Source organism: Promicromonospora sp. Populi (assembly GCF_041081105.1).
Taxonomy (GTDB): Bacteria; Actinomycetota; Actinomycetes; order Actinomycetales; family Cellulomonadaceae; genus Promicromonospora.
Map to the genome: position 1 here is coordinate 1,484,417 of NZ_CP163528.1, position 16,384 is coordinate 1,500,800.

14 protein-coding genes are annotated in these 16,384 nt (G+C 71.4%); 4 read left to right on the forward strand and 10 right to left on the reverse strand.

Annotation, left to right across the window (positions count from 1 at the left end; all coding sequences use genetic code 11):
- Positions 1-112 precede the first annotated feature (112 nt).
- The 7 genes from AB1046_RS06615 to AB1046_RS06645 all read right to left on the reverse strand — a co-directional run bounded on the left by AB1046_RS06615 (position 113) and on the right by AB1046_RS06645 (position 6,390).
- Entirely contained in the window at positions 113-700 is a 588-nt protein-coding gene (locus AB1046_RS06615; RefSeq protein ID WP_369373586.1) for a hypothetical protein, read from the reverse strand.
- Positions 697-1,926 carry a glycosyltransferase family 4 protein gene (locus tag AB1046_RS06620; RefSeq protein WP_369373588.1) on the reverse strand — a complete coding sequence of 410 codons (1,230 nt, stop codon included), beginning with the start codon at positions 1,924-1,926 and terminating at the stop codon, positions 697-699. The genes AB1046_RS06615 and AB1046_RS06620 overlap by 4 nt, the downstream gene beginning before the upstream one ends.
- Positions 1,923-2,873: a phosphatidylinositol mannoside acyltransferase gene (locus AB1046_RS06625; protein ID WP_369373590.1), complete on the reverse strand. Its 951-nt coding sequence runs from the start codon at positions 2,871-2,873 to the stop codon at positions 1,923-1,925. The genes AB1046_RS06620 and AB1046_RS06625 overlap by 4 nt, the downstream gene beginning before the upstream one ends.
- Positions 2,873-3,493 carry a phosphatidylinositol phosphate synthase gene (pgsA, locus tag AB1046_RS06630; protein ID WP_369373592.1) on the reverse strand — a complete coding sequence of 207 codons (621 nt, stop codon included), beginning with the start codon at positions 3,491-3,493 and terminating at the stop codon, positions 2,873-2,875. The genes AB1046_RS06625 and pgsA overlap by 1 nt, the downstream gene beginning before the upstream one ends.
- On the reverse strand, positions 3,493-4,059 hold the full coding sequence (locus tag AB1046_RS06635; RefSeq protein WP_369373594.1) for an HIT domain-containing protein: 567 nt from the start codon (positions 4,057-4,059) through the stop codon (positions 3,493-3,495). Before AB1046_RS06635 ends, pgsA begins: the two co-directional genes overlap by 1 nt.
- Positions 4,059-6,023 (reverse strand): threonine--tRNA ligase, encoded by a 1,965-nt coding sequence (thrS, locus tag AB1046_RS06640; RefSeq protein ID WP_369375604.1) that lies wholly within the window; start codon positions 6,021-6,023, stop codon positions 4,059-4,061. The genes AB1046_RS06635 and thrS overlap by 1 nt, the downstream gene beginning before the upstream one ends.
- Before the next feature lie 181 nt (positions 6,024-6,204).
- Positions 6,205-6,390 carry a hypothetical protein gene (locus AB1046_RS06645; RefSeq protein ID WP_369373596.1) on the reverse strand — a complete coding sequence of 62 codons (186 nt, stop codon included), beginning with the start codon at positions 6,388-6,390 and terminating at the stop codon, positions 6,205-6,207.
- A gap of 153 nt (positions 6,391-6,543) precedes the next feature.
- Here AB1046_RS06645 and AB1046_RS06650 point away from each other — a divergent pair, with 153 nt between their 5' ends.
- Both AB1046_RS06650 and AB1046_RS06655 read left to right on the forward strand, forming a co-directional pair.
- Positions 6,544-8,307 (forward strand): cation:proton antiporter, encoded by a 1,764-nt coding sequence (locus AB1046_RS06650; protein WP_369373598.1) that lies wholly within the window; start codon positions 6,544-6,546, stop codon positions 8,305-8,307.
- A 9-nt stretch (positions 8,308-8,316) separates the two neighbouring features.
- Positions 8,317-9,015, forward strand: a complete 699-nt coding sequence (locus AB1046_RS06655; protein WP_369373600.1) for a tyrosine-protein phosphatase — start codon at positions 8,317-8,319, stop codon at positions 9,013-9,015.
- Here the strand turns inward: AB1046_RS06655 and AB1046_RS06660 are convergent.
- Positions 9,012-12,587, reverse strand: a complete 3,576-nt coding sequence (locus AB1046_RS06660) for a glycoside hydrolase N-terminal domain-containing protein (RefSeq protein WP_369373602.1) — start codon at positions 12,585-12,587, stop codon at positions 9,012-9,014. The genes AB1046_RS06655 and AB1046_RS06660 overlap by 4 nt on opposite strands.
- Positions 12,588-12,872: 285 nt before the next feature.
- On the opposite strand from AB1046_RS06660, the gene AB1046_RS06665 reads away from it, so the two are divergent.
- A complete protein-coding gene (locus AB1046_RS06665) occupies positions 12,873-13,736 on the forward strand; it encodes a phosphotransferase family protein (protein ID WP_369373604.1) in 864 nt (287 codons plus the stop codon).
- Here AB1046_RS06665 and AB1046_RS06670 read toward each other — a convergent pair.
- Positions 13,733-14,413 carry a cache domain-containing protein gene (locus tag AB1046_RS06670; protein ID WP_369373606.1) on the reverse strand — a complete coding sequence of 227 codons (681 nt, stop codon included), beginning with the start codon at positions 14,411-14,413 and terminating at the stop codon, positions 13,733-13,735. The two genes, AB1046_RS06665 and AB1046_RS06670, sit on opposite strands and share 4 nt — an antisense overlap.
- A 5-nt stretch (positions 14,414-14,418) precedes the next feature.
- Positions 14,419-15,144 (reverse strand): FadR/GntR family transcriptional regulator, encoded by a 726-nt coding sequence (locus AB1046_RS06675; RefSeq protein ID WP_369373608.1) that lies wholly within the window; start codon positions 15,142-15,144, stop codon positions 14,419-14,421.
- 179 nt (positions 15,145-15,323) lie between these two features.
- Here AB1046_RS06675 and AB1046_RS06680 point away from each other — a divergent pair, with 179 nt between their 5' ends.
- Entirely contained in the window at positions 15,324-16,364 is a 1,041-nt protein-coding gene (locus AB1046_RS06680) for an ABC transporter ATP-binding protein (RefSeq protein ID WP_369373610.1), read from the forward strand.
- Positions 16,365-16,384 lie beyond the last annotated feature (20 nt).

Genomic DNA, 16,384 nt, shown 5'->3' on the forward strand with positions numbered 1-16,384 from the left:
GTTCTCGCCGGTGGGATCGACGGGGTCGTTCCGGGCGCTGTCGGCGCCTTGTCGGATTCTATCGCCCGCCCTGGTAAGCCCCGGCCCGCTCAGCCAGCTGCTCACATGGTGGTCAACCGCCGCCCATCTCCAGGGCGTGCGGCAGCGCGTCGTCCAGCTCCACGGTGCGCGGCATCGGGGCGCGTCCGGCCAGGTAGAACAGGCGGACGTACCAGAGCCGGCGCACCCGCTGGGTCTGCGCGACTGCCTCGTTGTGGAACCGGCGGGCGAGCGTCACGCGGTACCAGGTGGCCGCGAGCGCCTCGACGACCTCGCCCGAGGGCCCGGCCCGCAGCAGCGCTACCGACTCCGGTGAGCCCAGAGCTTCCCGGAGGGTGCCGGTGAGCCCGGACTCGGCCCGTTCACGGTCCGGGCCCAGCCCGTCCATCTTCAGGGCGGCGGCGGGTGAGGTGACGGCTCCGGCGTCGGACGCCGCATAGGCGGCGTCGGCCACGAGGACGGCACTGGCCGGGTCCAGGGCGCCCGACGCTGCCAGCTCCACGGCGGTGGACGCCCGCCGTACGAGCTCCGCATCGAGCGCTATGCGGGACGCGGCGACCTTGCGGTGGAGCCGGTCGAGGCGGGACGCGCCCCGCCAGGCGAGCATCAGGCCGATCGCGAGCGCCCCTACGGCGACGAGCGCCATCTCGGACCAGGTCATGCGTCACCTCCGACGCGGCGCGGGAACAGGCCCATGATGCGCCCGACGACGTCGCCGCCGATCGCGTTGTCGGCGGCGAGCGTCATCTCGTAGACGGCGAGGACCTGCTCGGTCACGCCGGACCAGTCGAAGCGCTGGACCCAGCGGGCGGCGTGGTCGCGGTAGGCGTCGCGGCGCGCGGGGTCGGCCAGCAGGGCCAGCACGGTCGCGGCGAGGTCGGCAGGGTCGCCGGTGCGGAACAGGGCGCCCGCTGCGCCGTCGTCCAGGACGCGCTGGAAGGCGCCCAGGTCGCTGGCGACGACCACGGACCCGGCGCTCATGGCCTCCACGAGCACGATGCCGAAGCTCTCGCCGCCGGTCTGCGGGGCGATGTACAGGTCGGCGGAGGCGAGCAGCGCGGCCTTGTCGGCGTCGGACACGCCGCCCAGAAACTCGACCGACGACGAACGCCGACCCAGCAGCTCCCGGGTCTCGGCGACTATGCCGTTGCCGCGCCCGGCCACGAGGAACCGTGCGCCGGGGATCGTGTCGAGGATGGCGGGGATCGCCTGGACCAGGATGTTCAGGCCTTTGCGCGGCTCGTCGAGCCGGCCGAGGAACGCGATGGTTGGCGCGTCGGGCGTCCCGGTCCACTCGGGCCGCCGGGGGCTGTTCGCGAAGACTTCCGTGTAGACCCCGTTGGGGATGACGACGGCGTCGCCGCCGAGGTGGTCCACGAGCGTGCGGCGCGCGTCCTCGGAGACGGCGATGCGGGCGGCGATCTTCTCCAGGGACTGCCGCACGAGCGGGTAGGCGACCTGGAGCGCCCGGGACCGCACCTGGGAGGTGTGGAAGGTGGCGACCACGGGCTCGGTGGCCTGCCACAGGGCGAGCATGGAGAGGGACGGCACCATCGGTTCGTGCAGGTGCACGATGTCGTAGGGGCGGCCGTTGATGCCGCCCTCCAGCCAGCGGCGCACCCGGGTGGCGGTCAGCGGCCCGAAGGTGAGCCGTGCGACCGACCCGTTGTAGGGCACGGGCACCGCCCGGCCTGCGGCGGTGACGACGGCGGGTAGCTCCGTGTCGTCGCTGGAGGGGGCCAGCACGGACACCTCGTGCCCGGCGGCCTGCAGGGCCTCGGCGAGGTCGCGCACATGGAACTGGACGCCGCCGGGGGCGTCGAACGAGTAGGGGCAGACGATGCCGATGCGGAGGGTGCGGTGGCCGCGCCGTCGTCCGGCCCTCATCCGGCCGCCCGCCGGGCGGCGTTCTGCCGGGCGGGCCCGAGGTCGGCGATGAAGACGCGCTGCAGCATGTGCCAGTCGTGGGTGTGCTCGACGATCGTCTGCGCCACCTGGTCCACCCAGCCCTGCGTGAGCAGGCGTGCCCGCTCGTCGCGCGGCAGCTCGGCGTCGGGCACGGGCAGGGGTGGATAGAAGTGGATGACGATCCCCCAGGGTGTCCCTGCTGCCCGACGGCGGGTGCCGCGCAGCCGCTCGTAGGTGACCCCCACCGCGTGCACGGGGATGCCGGCCTCCAGGCCGAGCAGCGCGGGCCCGGCCGCTACGCGGGCGCGGTGCCCCGCGAGGTCGACCTCGATGCCGGTCGAGGTGAGGTCGCGGTCGCTGAGCAGCGGGATGAGCTTGTGGCCCTCCTTGGCACCCCGGACCAGGGAGCCGAGCACGTCGCCCTGGCCCAGGGCCAGCACCTCGATGCCGATGGAGTTGCGGAACCGCAGGAACTCCTCGAACAGCTCCTCCGGCTTTAGCCGTTCGGCCACGGAGAGCACGTCGGCGAGGTGACGCGAGGCGTACGCGCCGGCCAGGTCCCAGTTGCCGAGGTGTCCCAGGGCGAGCGAGACGGAGCCGCCGGCGTCGACCACGGGCCGTACGTGCTCGTCGTAGCCCTCCACGCGCACCCGGGCGCGCAGCCGCTCGGGACTGACACCCTGCAGGGTGAACGCCTCCCGGAAGTAGCGCATGTAGCTGCGCATGCCGGTGCGGGACAGCCGGCGCACCGCGGCGGCGTCCAGGTCGGGCCGGACGCGCGCGTAGTTGGCCTCCATGCGCCGCACGCTCTTGGTGCGGCGCAGCCACGTGAGGTCGGCGACCACCGTGAACAGGCCGCGGAGCAGCGGCTCGGGGACCTTCGTGGCGTTCCGCCACGCGAACGTGTACACGGCCGCGAGGTCCATCAGGCGACCCGCCGCGTGAGCTGAGCCCGCACCGTCGACATCCGCTGGAACACCGTGACCAGGCTCGCGAGCGCCAGCAGGGTCAGCATCACCTCGGTGACCACCACGGGCAGGCCGATCTGCATGAACGTGAACGGGACCAGCGCCAGCAGGAGCCGGTCGGCCCGCTCGGCGATGCCGACCTGGGCGGTCGCGCCGACACTCTCGGCCCGGGCCCGCGCGTACGGGACCACGCTGCCCAGCACCAGGCACGCGAGCGCCGCGGCGATGCCCCAGATGCCGTGGTGCTCGTCGGGGTGCAGCACGAACCAGAGCGTGATCCCGGCGAACACGGCGCCGTCGGCCACGCGGTCCAGCGTGGAGTCCAGGAACGCGCCCCACGGCCCGGAGCGGCCCGCCATCCGCGCCATCACGCCGTCGAGCGAGTCGAACAGGACGAAGAAGCCGACCAGGAGCCCGCCCACGAGCGTGTACCCCAGGGGGAACAGCGTCAGGGAGATCGCTGTGACGATCAGCGTGCCGGCGATGGTCACGGCGTCGGGCGAGACCCGCAGCGCGAGCAGCAGGCGGGCCAGGGGGGTGAACACCCTGCCCATGAAGGAGCGCAGGCTCCGTAACATCAGATCTCCTCTCGACCCCCCACGGTCCCCCAGGCCTGGGCGAGCCGACGGCGGGTGTCCCCCAGCAGCTCGGGCATCGCCTTGGTCTGGCCCACCACGGGCAGGAAGTTCGCGTCGCCCAGCCAGCGGGGCACCACGTGCTGGTGCAGGTGCGCGGCAATGCCCGCACCTGCGACCTCGCCCTGGTTGATACCTAGGTTGAAGCCTGCCGGGGCATACACGGCGCGCGACACGCGCATGGCCTGCTGAGTCATCTGCGCCAGCTCCACGGTCTCGGCCGCGTCCAGGTCCGTGTAGTCCGACACGTGCCGGTACGGGAGCACCATCAGGTGCCCTGAGTTGTACGGGTACAGGTTCAGCACTACATAGCACCGCTGCCCGCGGGCGACGACGAGACCCTGCTCGTCGTCGCCCGCCGGGATGCGGCAGAACGGGCACGTCTGAGCCGTCGAGTCGGCCGGCCGGTCCTGCCCGCCGATGTAGACCATCCGGTGCGGCGTCCAGAGCCGCTGCAGCCCGTCGTCCCTCGGGCCGAAGTCCGCGGCGTCCTGCGCGGTGGGCTCCATCAGGCCTGCTGCGACCGCTCGGCCACTGCCGCCGCGATGCGTTCGACGGCGTCCGCCACGGGCACCCCGTTCTCCTGCGTGCCGTCGCGGAACCGGAACGACACGGCGCCGGCCTCGACGTCCTCACCGCCGGCGATGAGCGTGAACGGCACCTTCTCCTTGGACGCGTTGCGGATCTTCTTGCCGAACCGGTCGTCGGAGAGGTCCAGCTCGACGCGGATACCCCGCGCCGTGAGCTGCGCGGCGACGTCCTTCACGTAGTCGTCGAACGCGTCGGCGACGGGGACCAGCTTGACCTGCACGGGCGCGAGCCAGGCCGGGAAGGCGCCCGCGTAGTGCTCGATGAGCACACCCATGAACCGCTCGATGGAGCCGAACTTGGCCGAGTGGATCATCACCGGCTGCTGACGGGTGCCGTCGGCAGCCGCGTACTCCAGCCCGAAGCCCTTGGGCTGGTTGAAGTCGTACTGCACGGTGCCCATCTGCCAGGTGCGCCCGATGGCGTCCTTCGCCTGCACGGAGATCTTCGGGCCGTAGAACGCGGCGCCGCCCGGGTCCGCCACGAGCTCCAGCCCGGTCTCGCGCCCGACCTCCTCCAGGATCTTCGTCGCGGCGGCCCAGTCCTCGTCCGAGCCGACGAACTTGTCCGGCTTCGCGTCGTCGCGCGTGGACAGCTCCAGGTAGAACTCGTCCAGGCCGAAGTCGCGCAGCACGCTGAGCATGAAGTTCAGCAGGTGCTTGACCTCCGACGGCGCCTGCTCCGGCGTCACGTACGAGTGCGAGTCGTCCTGGGTCAGGCCGCGCACGCGGGTCAGCCCCTGCACGACGCCCGACTTCTCGTACCGGTAGACCGAGCCGAACTCGAACAGGCGCAGCGGCAGCTCTCGGTACGAGCGTCCGCGCGACGCGAAGATCAGGTTGTGCATCGGGCAGTTCATGGCCTTGAGCCGGTACTTGGACCCCTCGAGGTCCATCTCCGGGAACATGGTGTCCGAGTAGTACGGCAGGTGCCCCGAGGTGTGGAACAGCCCGTCCTTGCTGATGTGCGGCGTACCGACGTAGGAGAACCCCTCCTCGATGTGCCGCTGGCGCACGTAGTCCTCCATGACCCGCTTGATCACGCCACCCTTGGGGTGGAACAGCGGCAGCCCGGAGCCGACCTCGTCGTGGAAGCTGAACAGGTCCATCTCGGCGCCGATGCGCCGGTGGTCGCGCCGCTCGGCCTCGGCCAGCCGGTCCAGGTGCGCCTTGAGCTCGTCCTTGGTGGGCCACGCCGTGCCGTACACGCGCTGCAGCATCGGGTTCTTCTCGCTGCCGCGCCAGTAAGCGGCGGCCGAGCGCATGAGCTGCACGCCGTTGCCGATCAGGCGGGTGCTCGGCAGGTGCGGGCCGCGGCACAGGTCGCTCCAGACCACGGTCTCGCTCTCGCGACCCGCGCCCCGGACGTTGTCGTAGATGGTCAGCTCGGCGCCGCCCACCTCGACGGCCTCACCGTTCTCGCTGTCGCCCGAGCCGCCCTTGAGGCCGATCAGCTCCAGCTTGTACGGCTCGCCCGCCAGCTCCACGCGGGCCTCGTCCTCGGTGACGACCCGACGGCGGAACGTCTGGCCCTCCTTGATGATGCGGCCCATGACCTTGTCGAGGTTCTTCAGGTCCTCGGGCGTGAACGGCGTCTCGACGTCGAAGTCGTAGTAGAAACCGTCGGTGACCGGCGGGCCGATGCCCAGCTTCGCGTCCGGGTTGACCTGCTGCACCGCCTGCGCCAGCACGTGCGCGGCGCTGTGCCGCAGCACCGCCAGGCCGTCCGGCTCGCCCAGCGTCACCGGCTCGACCTTGCTGCCGGCCGGGATCTCCCGGTCGAGGTCCCACAGCTCGCCGTCCACGCGCACCACCACGACGTCGCGGCGCTCGCGGTACAGCTCGATACCGGTGGTCGCGGCAGCGGTCGTCGTCGCCTCCGTCAAGTTCTGCGCGGGGGTCTCGCCACCGGCGAGGTCGACGGGGCTGGGCGGCGATGCGACGTCGGACACAGGAGTGCTCCTTGGAAACTGGAGAAGAAACGGATCGAGGGGCACCGTCCGCGGACGGTGCCCCTCGATCGTACCGATCCGGGACCCGCGGTCGTACCGCGGGCGGATCGGGGAATCAGCTCTGGCCGAAGTCCTTGGCCTTCTCGCCCAGCGTGTCGATGAGGCCGTCGGCCTGGTCGGGCGCGAGCTCCTTGAGCTTGTCGGTAGCAGCGTCGACGTTCCCCTCGTTGAGCTGCTCCTTCGCCTTCTCGATGTTGTCCGGGTCGGTCACGAAATCCTTGGCCTGGTCAAAAAGCCCCATGTGCGACTCCTCTCAACGGGTACACCTCGTGCACCCCCTGCGCGCGACGGGGTCCCGCCGCCCCCTCGAACCTACGCGCAACGGGCGGCCCGTGCACGCCGGTGCGCGCCCGCCAGGTCGGCGGACGGCGGCTGCGTCTCGTAACGTCAGGCCGTGGAGACATTGGAGTACCTGGCCATCGGCGTCGCCGCCGCGGCCCTGATCATCGCTGTGACGGCACTCGCACCCCGGGCCGGGGTCGCGTCGCCCCTCGTGCTGGTGGTGATCGGCGCCGGGGTGAGCCTGCTGCCATGGGTGCCCGCCATCGAGGTACCGCCCGAGGTGATCCTCGGCGGCGTGCTGCCGCCCCTGCTGTACTCGGCGGCGGTCGGGCTGCCGTCCATGGACTTCCGGCGCGACTTCACCGCCATCGGCGGCCTGTCCGTGACGCTCGTGGTGATCGGCTCGGTACTGATCGGGCTGCTCTTCCGGGTGCTGATCCCCGGGATCGACCTGGCCACCGCGATCGCCCTGGGCGCCATAGTCAGCCCGACCGACGCCGTGGCGACCTCCATCGTCAAACGGCTCGGGGCGTCCCCGCGCAGCGTCACCATGCTGGAGGGCGAGTCCCTGCTCAACGACGCGTCCGCGCTGGTGCTGCTCCGGTCGGCGATCGCGGCGACGGCGGCCACGGTGAGCCTGTGGGAGGTCGTGGGCGACTTCGTGTTCGCGGCGGGCCTGGCCGTCGTCATCGGTGTGCCCGTCGGCTGGCTGGGCCTGCGCGTACGCAAGCGGCTGCAGAACGCCGCGCTGAGCACGGCAATGTCGTTCGTCGTCCCGTTCTTCGCCTACCTGCCCGCGGAGGAGCTGGGCGCATCGGGCCTGGTCGCGGTGGTGGCGGCGGGCCTCGTGACCGGCAACGGGTCGCCGCGGCACCTGCGGCCACAGGACCGGATAGCCGAACGGTCCAACTGGCGCACCGTGGAGCTCCTGCTCGAGGGCACGGTGTTCCTCGTGATGGGCATCCAGCTCTTCGACCTGATCGAGGACACCGAGGCGGGCACCGGTTCGGTCTGGCAGGCCGCCGTCGTAGCCGTGATCGCGAGTGCCGCGGTGCTCGTGGTGCGCGCCGCGTTCGTCGCACCGCTGATCGTGCTCCAGTCCCGGCGGGCCCGCCGCGGCGAGGCAGTACGCGAGACCCTCTCGGGCATCCAGGACCGCCTCGACCAGCGCGCCGCCGCCGCGCCACCCGCGGCCGCCGAGGCGCCCAAGGGCCGGCGCTCCCGTGCCGCGCGCCTGGAGCGGATCCAGGGGACGCTCCGGCGTCGGACCGCCGACATCGACTACGACCTCGCCAAGCCGCTCGGCTGGCGCGAGGGCACCCTGCTGGTGTGGGCGGGCATGCGCGGCGTGGTGACGCTCGCCGCCGCGCAGACGCTGCCCGCGGACATCCCGGGGCGCTCGTTCCTGATCCTCGTCGCCTTCGGCGTCGCGTTCGGCACGCTCCTGGTCCAGGGCAGCACCCTGCCGTGGGTGACGCGCAAGCTCGGCCTGGTCGATCAGGACACGACCGGCGATCTGCCCGCCCTGCGCCGCGAGACCGAGCAGGCGGCGCGCACCTTCCTTGCCGAGCCCCGCCGCCCGGACGGCACGGAGTACGACGCCGGTGTGGTCGCCCGGGTGCGCAGGGACACGTTCCGGGAGCAGGAGTCGCAGGACGCGGACGCGATCCTCCCCAAGGAGCGCTTCATCCAGTACCGGGAGCTGCGGCTCGCCACGATCGCCGCCCAGCGCGAGGAGCTGCTCACCGCCCGGTCCACGGGCAGCTACGACTCCGCCCAGCTCGGCAACGCCCTGGACCTGCTGGACGCCGAGCAGATCGCCGTCGAGATGCGCAAGGGCAAGATCCCGGTCCGCGACGACGACCCGGAGCGATAGCCTCCCGGCGTGACGGACTACTCTCCGCTCCACCTCGACTGGCCCGGCTGCGTCAACGCACGTGACCTTGGCGGGCTGCCGCTCACCGGCGGCGGCGCGGTTCTGCCGCGCGCCCTGGTGCGCGCCGACAGCCCCAGCAACCTGACCGACGACGGTGTCGCCGCCGCCACCGCCTACGGGCTGTCGCGGATCATCGACCTGCGCCGCCCGGACGAGACCGGTCCGTACCCCAGCCGGCTGGCGGGTCTTCCGGCGCACCTGCACCTGCCGGTACAGGGGCCAGGCGACCCCGAGGAGGGGCCCTGGGTCCACCTGTACACGGGGCTGCTCGACCGGCGTCCCGAGCTGTTCGTTCGCGCCGTGGCGGCCGTCGCGGACGCGCCCGAGGGGCCCGTGCTGGTGCACTGCGCCGCCGGGAAGGACCGCACGGGGCTCGTGGTGGCGCTCGCGCTCCTGCTCGTCGGGGCGGACCTCGACGCCGTCGCCGACGACTACGAGCTCACCAACGAGCGGCTCGCTGCCCGGTACGCCGCGCTGGCGCCCGAGCGCGAGATCCCGAGCGGGCGCGAGATCCCGCCCTCGCGGCAGGTCATCCTCGGCGCGCTGGAGCACCTGCGCGCCCGGCACGGCTCGGTCGAGGCGTACCTGGCCGACGCCGGGCTCACGCCGGGGCAGGTGCGGGCACTCCGCACCCGACTGGTCGGCTAGCTGACGAGGAAGGCCAGGTCCTGCCAGTTGCCCACCTCCGTCGGCGTCAGCGCACGGCCGAAGATCGCCAGCCGGTCCACTCCCCCGGACTGCCGCTCGCCGCCGTTGCGGTTCGCGCCGATGTGCAGGGTGCGCGACGTGCACGCGTTCGCCGCCTGGTAGCCCCCGATCGTGGCGGTGGCCGCCTGCGCGCCGTCGACGTACACCGTGACTACGCCGGCGGTCGACAGGGTGACGACCAGCTCGAACCAGCGGCCGGTCGGGACCACGGCGCTCGTCGTCGTCCCGGTGCCCGCCGTGATGATGCGGATGTTGTTCGACGGCGTGGTGTCGATCATGATGCCGTCGGAGTCGCTGCTGGCCGACCGGTGGTCGAAGAGGCGGCGGTAGCTCGGCTGGCCGGGATCGATCCGGAACTCGCCGGCGAACGTCGACTCCTCGAGATAGCCGAGCGAGAACGGCTCGACGCTCGTCACGTAGCCCGAGGCCGCGAGCTGCTGGGCCGCGCCGGTCGGCCCGTCGGTGAGCACGTCGAGGGCGCCCTCCACCCGCCAGTCGCGGTCGTTCCCGGACTGGTCGCCGTCGGCGTCGCCGCCGAGGTTCCACGCGACGAGGGTGCCCTCGGGTACCGGGCACGGCGTCGGCGGTTTCACGTTCACCACCGTCGTGTCGCTGAGGGTGACCTCGCCCGCGGTCAGCGTCGCGGTGATCGGCGACTGACGCGCGGTGTTGCCCGGGCCTACGGTGACGGTCACGGTCCGCTCGACGCTCTCCCCGGCCGGGATGGTCCCGAACGCGACCTCCGCCGGCGACGCCGACCAGTCCGGGTAGCCCGGCGCCGTGTCATCTGGCACCGAGACCTGCACGGACGCATCCTCGACGGGCGCGGAACCCATCGCGGACGCGCGCACGGTGACCGCGATCTCGTCGCCCGAGACCGCCGTCGCAGGCGCCGTGATCGACAGCGCCGCCGTGGCCCTGGCCACGTACCGCTTCCCGGCCTGCCCCTGGAAGACCACCACGCCGTCCTCGACCGTGGACCGGACTGGCTTGCCCCGGTGGTCGGTCAGCGTGAACAGACCCGGCTGGAAGATCTGGTTGCCGATCCGCAGCTCGCCGTCGTTCGCGGGCCGGATCTCCATCCGCCGGACCGATCCGTCCGCCCACGTCGCGTCGACCTCGACGTCGCCGCGCGCCTTCAGCCCCGAGTAGGAACCGTCCGGCCAGGCCGACGGCAGCGCGGGCAGCACGTCGATCCGCCCGGCCTGGCTCTGCAGCAGCATCTCCGCGACGCCCGATGTCGCGCCGAAGTTGCCGTCGATCTGGAACGGCGGGTGGTCGTCCCACAGGTTGTCGAGGGTTGAGGCCTTGAGCTGTTCGGAGAGCAGCTTGTGCGCACGATCGCCGTCGAGCAGCCGCGCCCAGAAGTTGATCTTCCACGCCTTGGACCACCCGGTACCGCCGTCGCCGCGCCCGTCGAGCGTGGTGCGGGCGGCCTCGGCGAGTTCCGGCGTCGCGGCGGGTGAGACCGCCGTCCCCGGGAAGAGCGCGTACAGGTGGGACACGTGCCGGTGCTGGTTCGTCGGGTTGTCGAGCGCCTGCTCGACCTTCCACTCCTTGAGCTGTCCCCACGACCCGATGGCGAGGCCCGGGTAGATGCCCTGCAGCTTTTCGTCGAGGTCGGCGAGGTAGGTGGCGTCGTCCTCGCCGGTGAGCTCGGCGGCCGCCGAGGCCGAGGTCAGCAGCTCGGTGACGATCTGCTGCGAGATCGACGCGCCCACCGTGAAGTCGCCCTGCTCGGGCGAGTAGCTCGGCGTGACCACGTAGGTGCCGTCCGTGTCCCGCACGAGGAAGTCGATCCAGAACTCGGAGACGGACTTGAGCATCGGGTAGGCGCGCTCCCGCAGGAACTCCTCGTCCCCGGTGAACAGGTAGTGCTGCCAGTAGTGCTGCGCCAGCCACGCGGCGGCGTCGGGCTGCCAGAACGACTGCGGGTACTGGTGGAACCCGGTGAACCCGTACGGGTTGGTCTCGTTCCCCACGGCCCACCCGCTCGCCCCGTACATCTCGCTCGCCGACACCGTTCCTGGCGCCACCATCGAGTCCACGTAGTCGAAGAACGGCTCGGTGGTCTCGCTGAGGTTGGTCGTCTCGGCCGGCCAGTAGTTCATCTGCAGGTTGATGTTGACGTGGTAGTCGGCGTCCCAGGGCGGGTTGTTCACCCGGTTCCAGACACCCTGCAGGTTCGCCGGGAGCGAGCCGCCGCGCGAGGACGAGATCAGCAGGTAGCGGCCGTACTGGAAGTACAGCTCCTCGAGCGCCCGGGCGCTCTCGGCGTCGATGGTCGACCGGTACTCCGCCAGCAGCTCGTCGGTGGGGATGTCGGGAAGCCGGGCGCCGAGGTCGAGCTCCGCGCGGTCGAACAGGCCCCGGTAGTCACTCTGGTGGCGCTTCAGGAGCTTCTTGAACCCGCGGTCCGACGCCGAGTCCACCGCCTCGGTGACCTGCTCGTGGGGGTCGACGCCGGTGCGGTAGTCGGCCGCGTAGTCCATCGCGAAGTCGGTAGCGGCGCTGAACACGAGCGTCACGGAGCTCGCGCCCCGGACGCCGATCGTCCCGTCGCCGTTCGTCACCGACCCGCCGCTGTTGAGCACCTGCAGCTGCGACTCGAAGCGCAGCCCGTTGTTTGCCAACCGCCCCGCCGTCGTGAGCCGCCCGCCCTCGGCCGTCTGGGTCACCTCCGTGCGCCCGGCCGGCAGGTTGAGCCGCGCGTCGAACCCGATCCGGCCACGCTGGTCGGCAGTCAGTCGCACGACGACGACGTCGTCGGCCGCCGAGGCGAAGTACTCGCGGGTGTAGCCGACGCCGTCGGCGGTGAACGTGGTGGTCACCACCGAGTCGGAGATGTCGAGCTGCCTGCGGTAGTCGCTCGCCTCCCCGATGCCGGTCATCGTCAGGTCGAGGTCGCCGAAGGTCTGGTATGAGCCGAAGTTCAGCTTCGGCTTGCCCAGCAGGTCGGCGATCGTCTCTGGTGCGATGCCGCCGGTCGGCGACTGGTTGATGAGCTGCCGGGCCTCCTCGATCGTCTGAGGCCCGCGACCGTCGGTCCAGTTGCCGTAGTCGTAGCCGCCCTGCGCGCCAGGTCCCCCGGTCCAGAGCGACTTCTCGTTGAGCTGGATCTTCTCGTCGGTGACCCCGCCGTAGACGACGGCGCCCATGGCGCCGTTGCCGATCGGCAGGGCGCGCTGCTCCCAGTTGCGCTGGTGATTGCCCTCGGTCGACAGCGGCTCGTCGAACCAGATCGTGTCGGGGGCGCCGTCGAGGCGCGGTCGGTCGTCCGGCACGGTGGTGTCCTCCGGGGCGGTTGGGGCCATCGGTGCTGTTGTGTCGTTCTGGACTGTCGTGTCCTGCGGGACGACGGAGGCGCGCAGCGCGGTAGCGGCGTGCGGCGCGGCCGCCGCGGGGACCACCGCCGCGGCCGACATGGGTGCGGCGAGCAGCAGCGCCAGCGCCGCCGCGACGGCCCGTCGCCCGGGGCGGCGCAGCAGGAATGGGATCGAGCAGCGGGTCATCTTCGGCCTCCGGATGGTCGACGTCGTCGTCTCCCGCGCCAGCTTGCGCGCCGGACAGTGCTCGCGAGCATTCAAACAACCGCCCTGAGCGGTGTCAACAAGACACCTGATGTTTATCCGGGAAGTGGCTGAACTGACGAGTCGATTAGGGGATATTCGGCCCAGCCGTGTGCCAAGAGATCCGATGTATGTCGCCTACAGTGGTCCGGCGGGAACGGCACCGCTGCGAACGGACGGCCCCAGAAATAGCTGGCGCACCCTCGCTCGTCCAGACAGGATGCAAGCGTGGAGACAACCGAAGTCAAGCGCGCGATAGCAGTTGCGACCTCGGTCGCCGCATCGCTCGACCTGCCGGCCGACGACGCCATCGTGCTCCACAACTCGAACAAGCTGTCACTGCGGCTGACGCCGTGCGACGTCCTTGCCCGGGTCAATCCTGACGGACAAGAGGGCGCACAGTTTGAGATCGAGATCGCTCAGCGGCTCGCCGAGGTCGGATCCCCCGTGGGTGCGTTGGAGCCTCGGGTGGACCCGCGCGTGTACACACGTGATGGCTTCGCAGTCACGCTGTGGACCTACTACGAGCCCGTGACGCCGCCCAGCTCGCCTGCCGAGTACGCCAAGGCCCTGGAGCAGCTGCACGCCGGCATGCGCAAGGTCGACATACCGAGCCCGAGGTTCACGGACCGGATCACGAGCGCTGAAGAAACTGTTGCCGACCCGGCCCGCTCGCCGGAGCTCGCCGACGCGGACCGCGTGCTCCTCAGCGGCAGGCTGGCCAGCCTGCGCCGAGCGATCGAGGACCGCGGCGCCGAGGAGCAGCTGCTCCACGGCGAGCCGCATCCGGGCAACCTGCTCAGCACGGAGCAGGGCCCGTTGTTCATCGACTTCGAGACGTGCTGCCGCGGACCCGTCGAGTTCGATCTCGCCCATGCTCCCGAGGCGGTCGCCGAGCACTACCCGGGTGTTGACCACGAGCTGCTGGACGAGTGCCGAGGGCTGGTTGTCGCGATGATCGCCGCGTGGCGCTGGGATCGTGACGACCAGTTCCCGAACGGGCGACGATTCGGGGAGTCGCTCCTGCGCCTGCTGCGCGAGGGCGCCCCGTGGCCGGCGCTCGACCCAGTGACCGAGGCGAAGGCTCCCTAGTCGGGCTGCCGGGCCAGGACGGTCAGGGGAAAGCCGGTGCACGGCACGACGACGGGAAACTCGCTCCGGTCGATCGGGTCACCCGCGAAGGTGCGCGGGTCCCCGGACAGCACGGCGCGGTCGTGATGGTTGACCAGGGTCGCGCCCGCCTTGCGGAACACGTCCGACAGCAGCCGCTCCAACGTCTCGGCCAGCACGTCAGCTCCCATGACGCCGATCAGGCCCGCGGAGGCTCCCCGGACGGGAACCGTCGTGGTGAGCACAAACTCGTCGGTGCACACGTAGTCGATGTAGGGGCCGGTCACGTGGGCCGATCCGGTCTGCATCGGGGTGCGGAACCACTCCTGCCGGCTGTAGTCCGCGGAACGCTCCAGCGGGGTCGGCCAGACGATCGGCCGGCGGTCCTCGCCCTGCCACCACGCCAGGAGGTGCAGCTCGTCGGCCACCCGGCCCGGGGTCATGACAAGCCCGGCGCCGATCAGGTCGTCGTCGGCCAGCAGCTCCTCGGCCAAGGGGCGGGCGATCTCCATGACCCGCTCCGACGTCACGACGGGGGTCTCGTCGAACGCGCGCGCGGCTGACTCGGCGCTCGCCGAGAGCCGGCGGCCCAGGCCGCCGAACAGCCCCTCGACGGCCTCGACGCACGCGGCCACAGCCGGGCTCTCACCTCTGGACACGTGGGTCACCGTCCTTGGTTCTGTAGTTCTGCGAGGTCACCTAGGGCCGAGCGCACCCTCGAACGCATCTGCCGACGGGCCTCCCCCGGGTCGCGCGCTGCGATGGCGGCGATCACGGCGACCTGGCTCTCGTGGACGGATGCGCGGTGCGGCAGCAACGCCAGCGGATAACGCAGCAAGGTACCGAAGTCTGCCTCCAGCCGCATCACCTCGCGGCTGAGCCTGGCCGACTGGGTCAGGGCCGCGAAGGCCAGGTGAAGCTCGGTGTCGGCGTGCCGCCAGGCGCCGAGGTCCGGCTCGTCCGGGTCGACGAGGATGGCGCGCAGGTCCTCGACGTCCTCGGCGTCGGCTCGTTCGGCGGCAAGCTCCACGCATCCCGCCAGGAGGGTCGCATAGAGGGTGCCCCGGTCGGCGAGGTCCACCCGGGTCATCGACGTCAGCCGGACCCGGATCGCCTCGGCGTCGTCGACGGTCGGGCGGCACACGAACGATCCGCCGCCGCGCCCCCGTGTGGTCGTCACCAGCCCCTGGGCGCGCAGCGCGACCAGCGCCTCACGAGCGGTGACGGTCGCCACGCCGAACATCGTGGCGAGGTCCGACTCGCTCGGCAGCCGTTCTCCGTCGTCGAGCAGGCCTGAGCGGATCGCCTCCTCCAGCCGCTTCTCGACGCGGACGGCACGGCCGGCGTCGCCGATCGGCGTGAACACGGCCGATCGGGTGCGTGAACCCATACGACGGACCGAAGCCACCGGATCGCCTCCCTCTCGTCGCGCCACGCGAGAACCGCATGGCTTCCAGATCTTACGGATTCGCAACACAGCCAGCCTAGACATTTAACATCTGGCTTCATATGTTTACCCCAGACGAGACGTACGCCACATCCCTCGATGCGGCACGCAGGAGGAGACGCATGACGACCGACACGCCTGCGATCAGGCTCAAGGCGCTTGCCCGCCACTTCGGCAGCGTGCGGGCGGTCGACGGCGTCGACCTCGACATCGCGGACGGCGAGTTCTTCTCGATGCTCGGCCCGTCGGGCTCGGGCAAGACGACGGTGCTGCGCCTCATCGCGGGCTTCGAACAGCCCACCACGGGCCGCGTCGTGCTGGCCGGACGCGACGTCACGGGATCGGCGCCGTTCGAGCGGGACGTCAACACGGTGTTCCAGGACTACGCCCTGTTCCCCCACATGTCGGTGCTCGACAACGTCGCCTACGGGCTCCGGGTGCGCGGCCAGGGCAAGGCGGAGCGCCGTCGGGCCGCGCTGGAGACGCTGGCCACGGTGCGCCTTGAGCACCTCGCCGATCGCAAGCCCACGCAGCTCTCCGGTGGCCAGCGGCAACGGGTCGCGCTGGCCCGGGCGATCGTCGTCCGGCCCAAGGTGCTGCTGCTCGACGAACCGCTCGGCGCGCTCGACCTCAAGCTCCGCGAGCAGATGCAGGTCGAGCTCAAGGGGCTCCAGCGCGAGCTGGGCATCACGTTCGTCCTGGTCACCCACGACCAGGAGGAGGCGCTGACCCTCAGCGACCGGGTGGCCGTGTTCAACGAGGGCCGCATCGTCCAGCTCGGAACGCCACGCGAGATCTACGAGGCGCCGGAGTCCGAGTACGTCGCGACCTTCGTCGGGACGTCGAACATCTTCGACGACGAGTCCTCGCGCACCCTGCTGGGGCGCGCGGGACGGCACGCGTTGCGCCCGGAGCGGGTGGGGCTGACAGGGCCGGTGCCCGACGGCGCCCTCGCCGCTCCCGGCGTCGTCGTCGAAACCATCTACCTCGGCACCGGCCGGCGCGTCGTTGTCGACCTCGACGGCGGCCAGCAGCTCGTCGTCCTGGAGCCGAGCACCAGCCACAGACCGGTCGGCCGCGGCGACCGCATCACGGCGTGGTGGCGCCCCGACCACCTCGTCGCCCTCGGCGAAGCCACCCCGGTGGCGGCCGCCTCCCCCTGACGCTCCGGCGAAGTTCCCCA

Bases quoted from the DNA above. Each gene is read 5' to 3' on its own strand.
- AB1046_RS06645 (WP_369373596.1), bottom strand. From the start codon at position 6,390: ATGGGGCTTTTTGACCAGGCCAAGGATTTCGTGACCGACCCGGACAAC.
- AB1046_RS06620 (WP_369373588.1), bottom strand. From the start codon at position 1,926: ATGAGGGCCGGACGACGGCGCGGCCACCGCACCCTCCGCATCGGCATC.
- pgsA (WP_369373592.1), bottom strand. From the start codon at position 3,493: ATGTTACGGAGCCTGCGCTCCTTCATGGGCAGGGTGTTCACCCCCCTG.
- AB1046_RS06660 (WP_369373602.1), bottom strand. From the start codon at position 12,587: ATGACCCGCTGCTCGATCCCATTCCTGCTGCGCCGCCCCGGGCGACGG.
- AB1046_RS06625 (WP_369373590.1), bottom strand. From the start codon at position 2,873: ATGGACCTCGCGGCCGTGTACACGTTCGCGTGGCGGAACGCCACGAAG.
- AB1046_RS06675 (WP_369373608.1), bottom strand. From the start codon at position 15,144: ATGGGTTCACGCACCCGATCGGCCGTGTTCACGCCGATCGGCGACGCC.
- AB1046_RS06615 (WP_369373586.1), bottom strand. From the start codon at position 700: ATGACCTGGTCCGAGATGGCGCTCGTCGCCGTAGGGGCGCTCGCGATC.
- AB1046_RS06635 (WP_369373594.1), bottom strand. From the start codon at position 4,059: ATGGAGCCCACCGCGCAGGACGCCGCGGACTTCGGCCCGAGGGACGAC.
- AB1046_RS06680 (WP_369373610.1), top strand. From the start codon at position 15,324: ATGACGACCGACACGCCTGCGATCAGGCTCAAGGCGCTTGCCCGCCAC.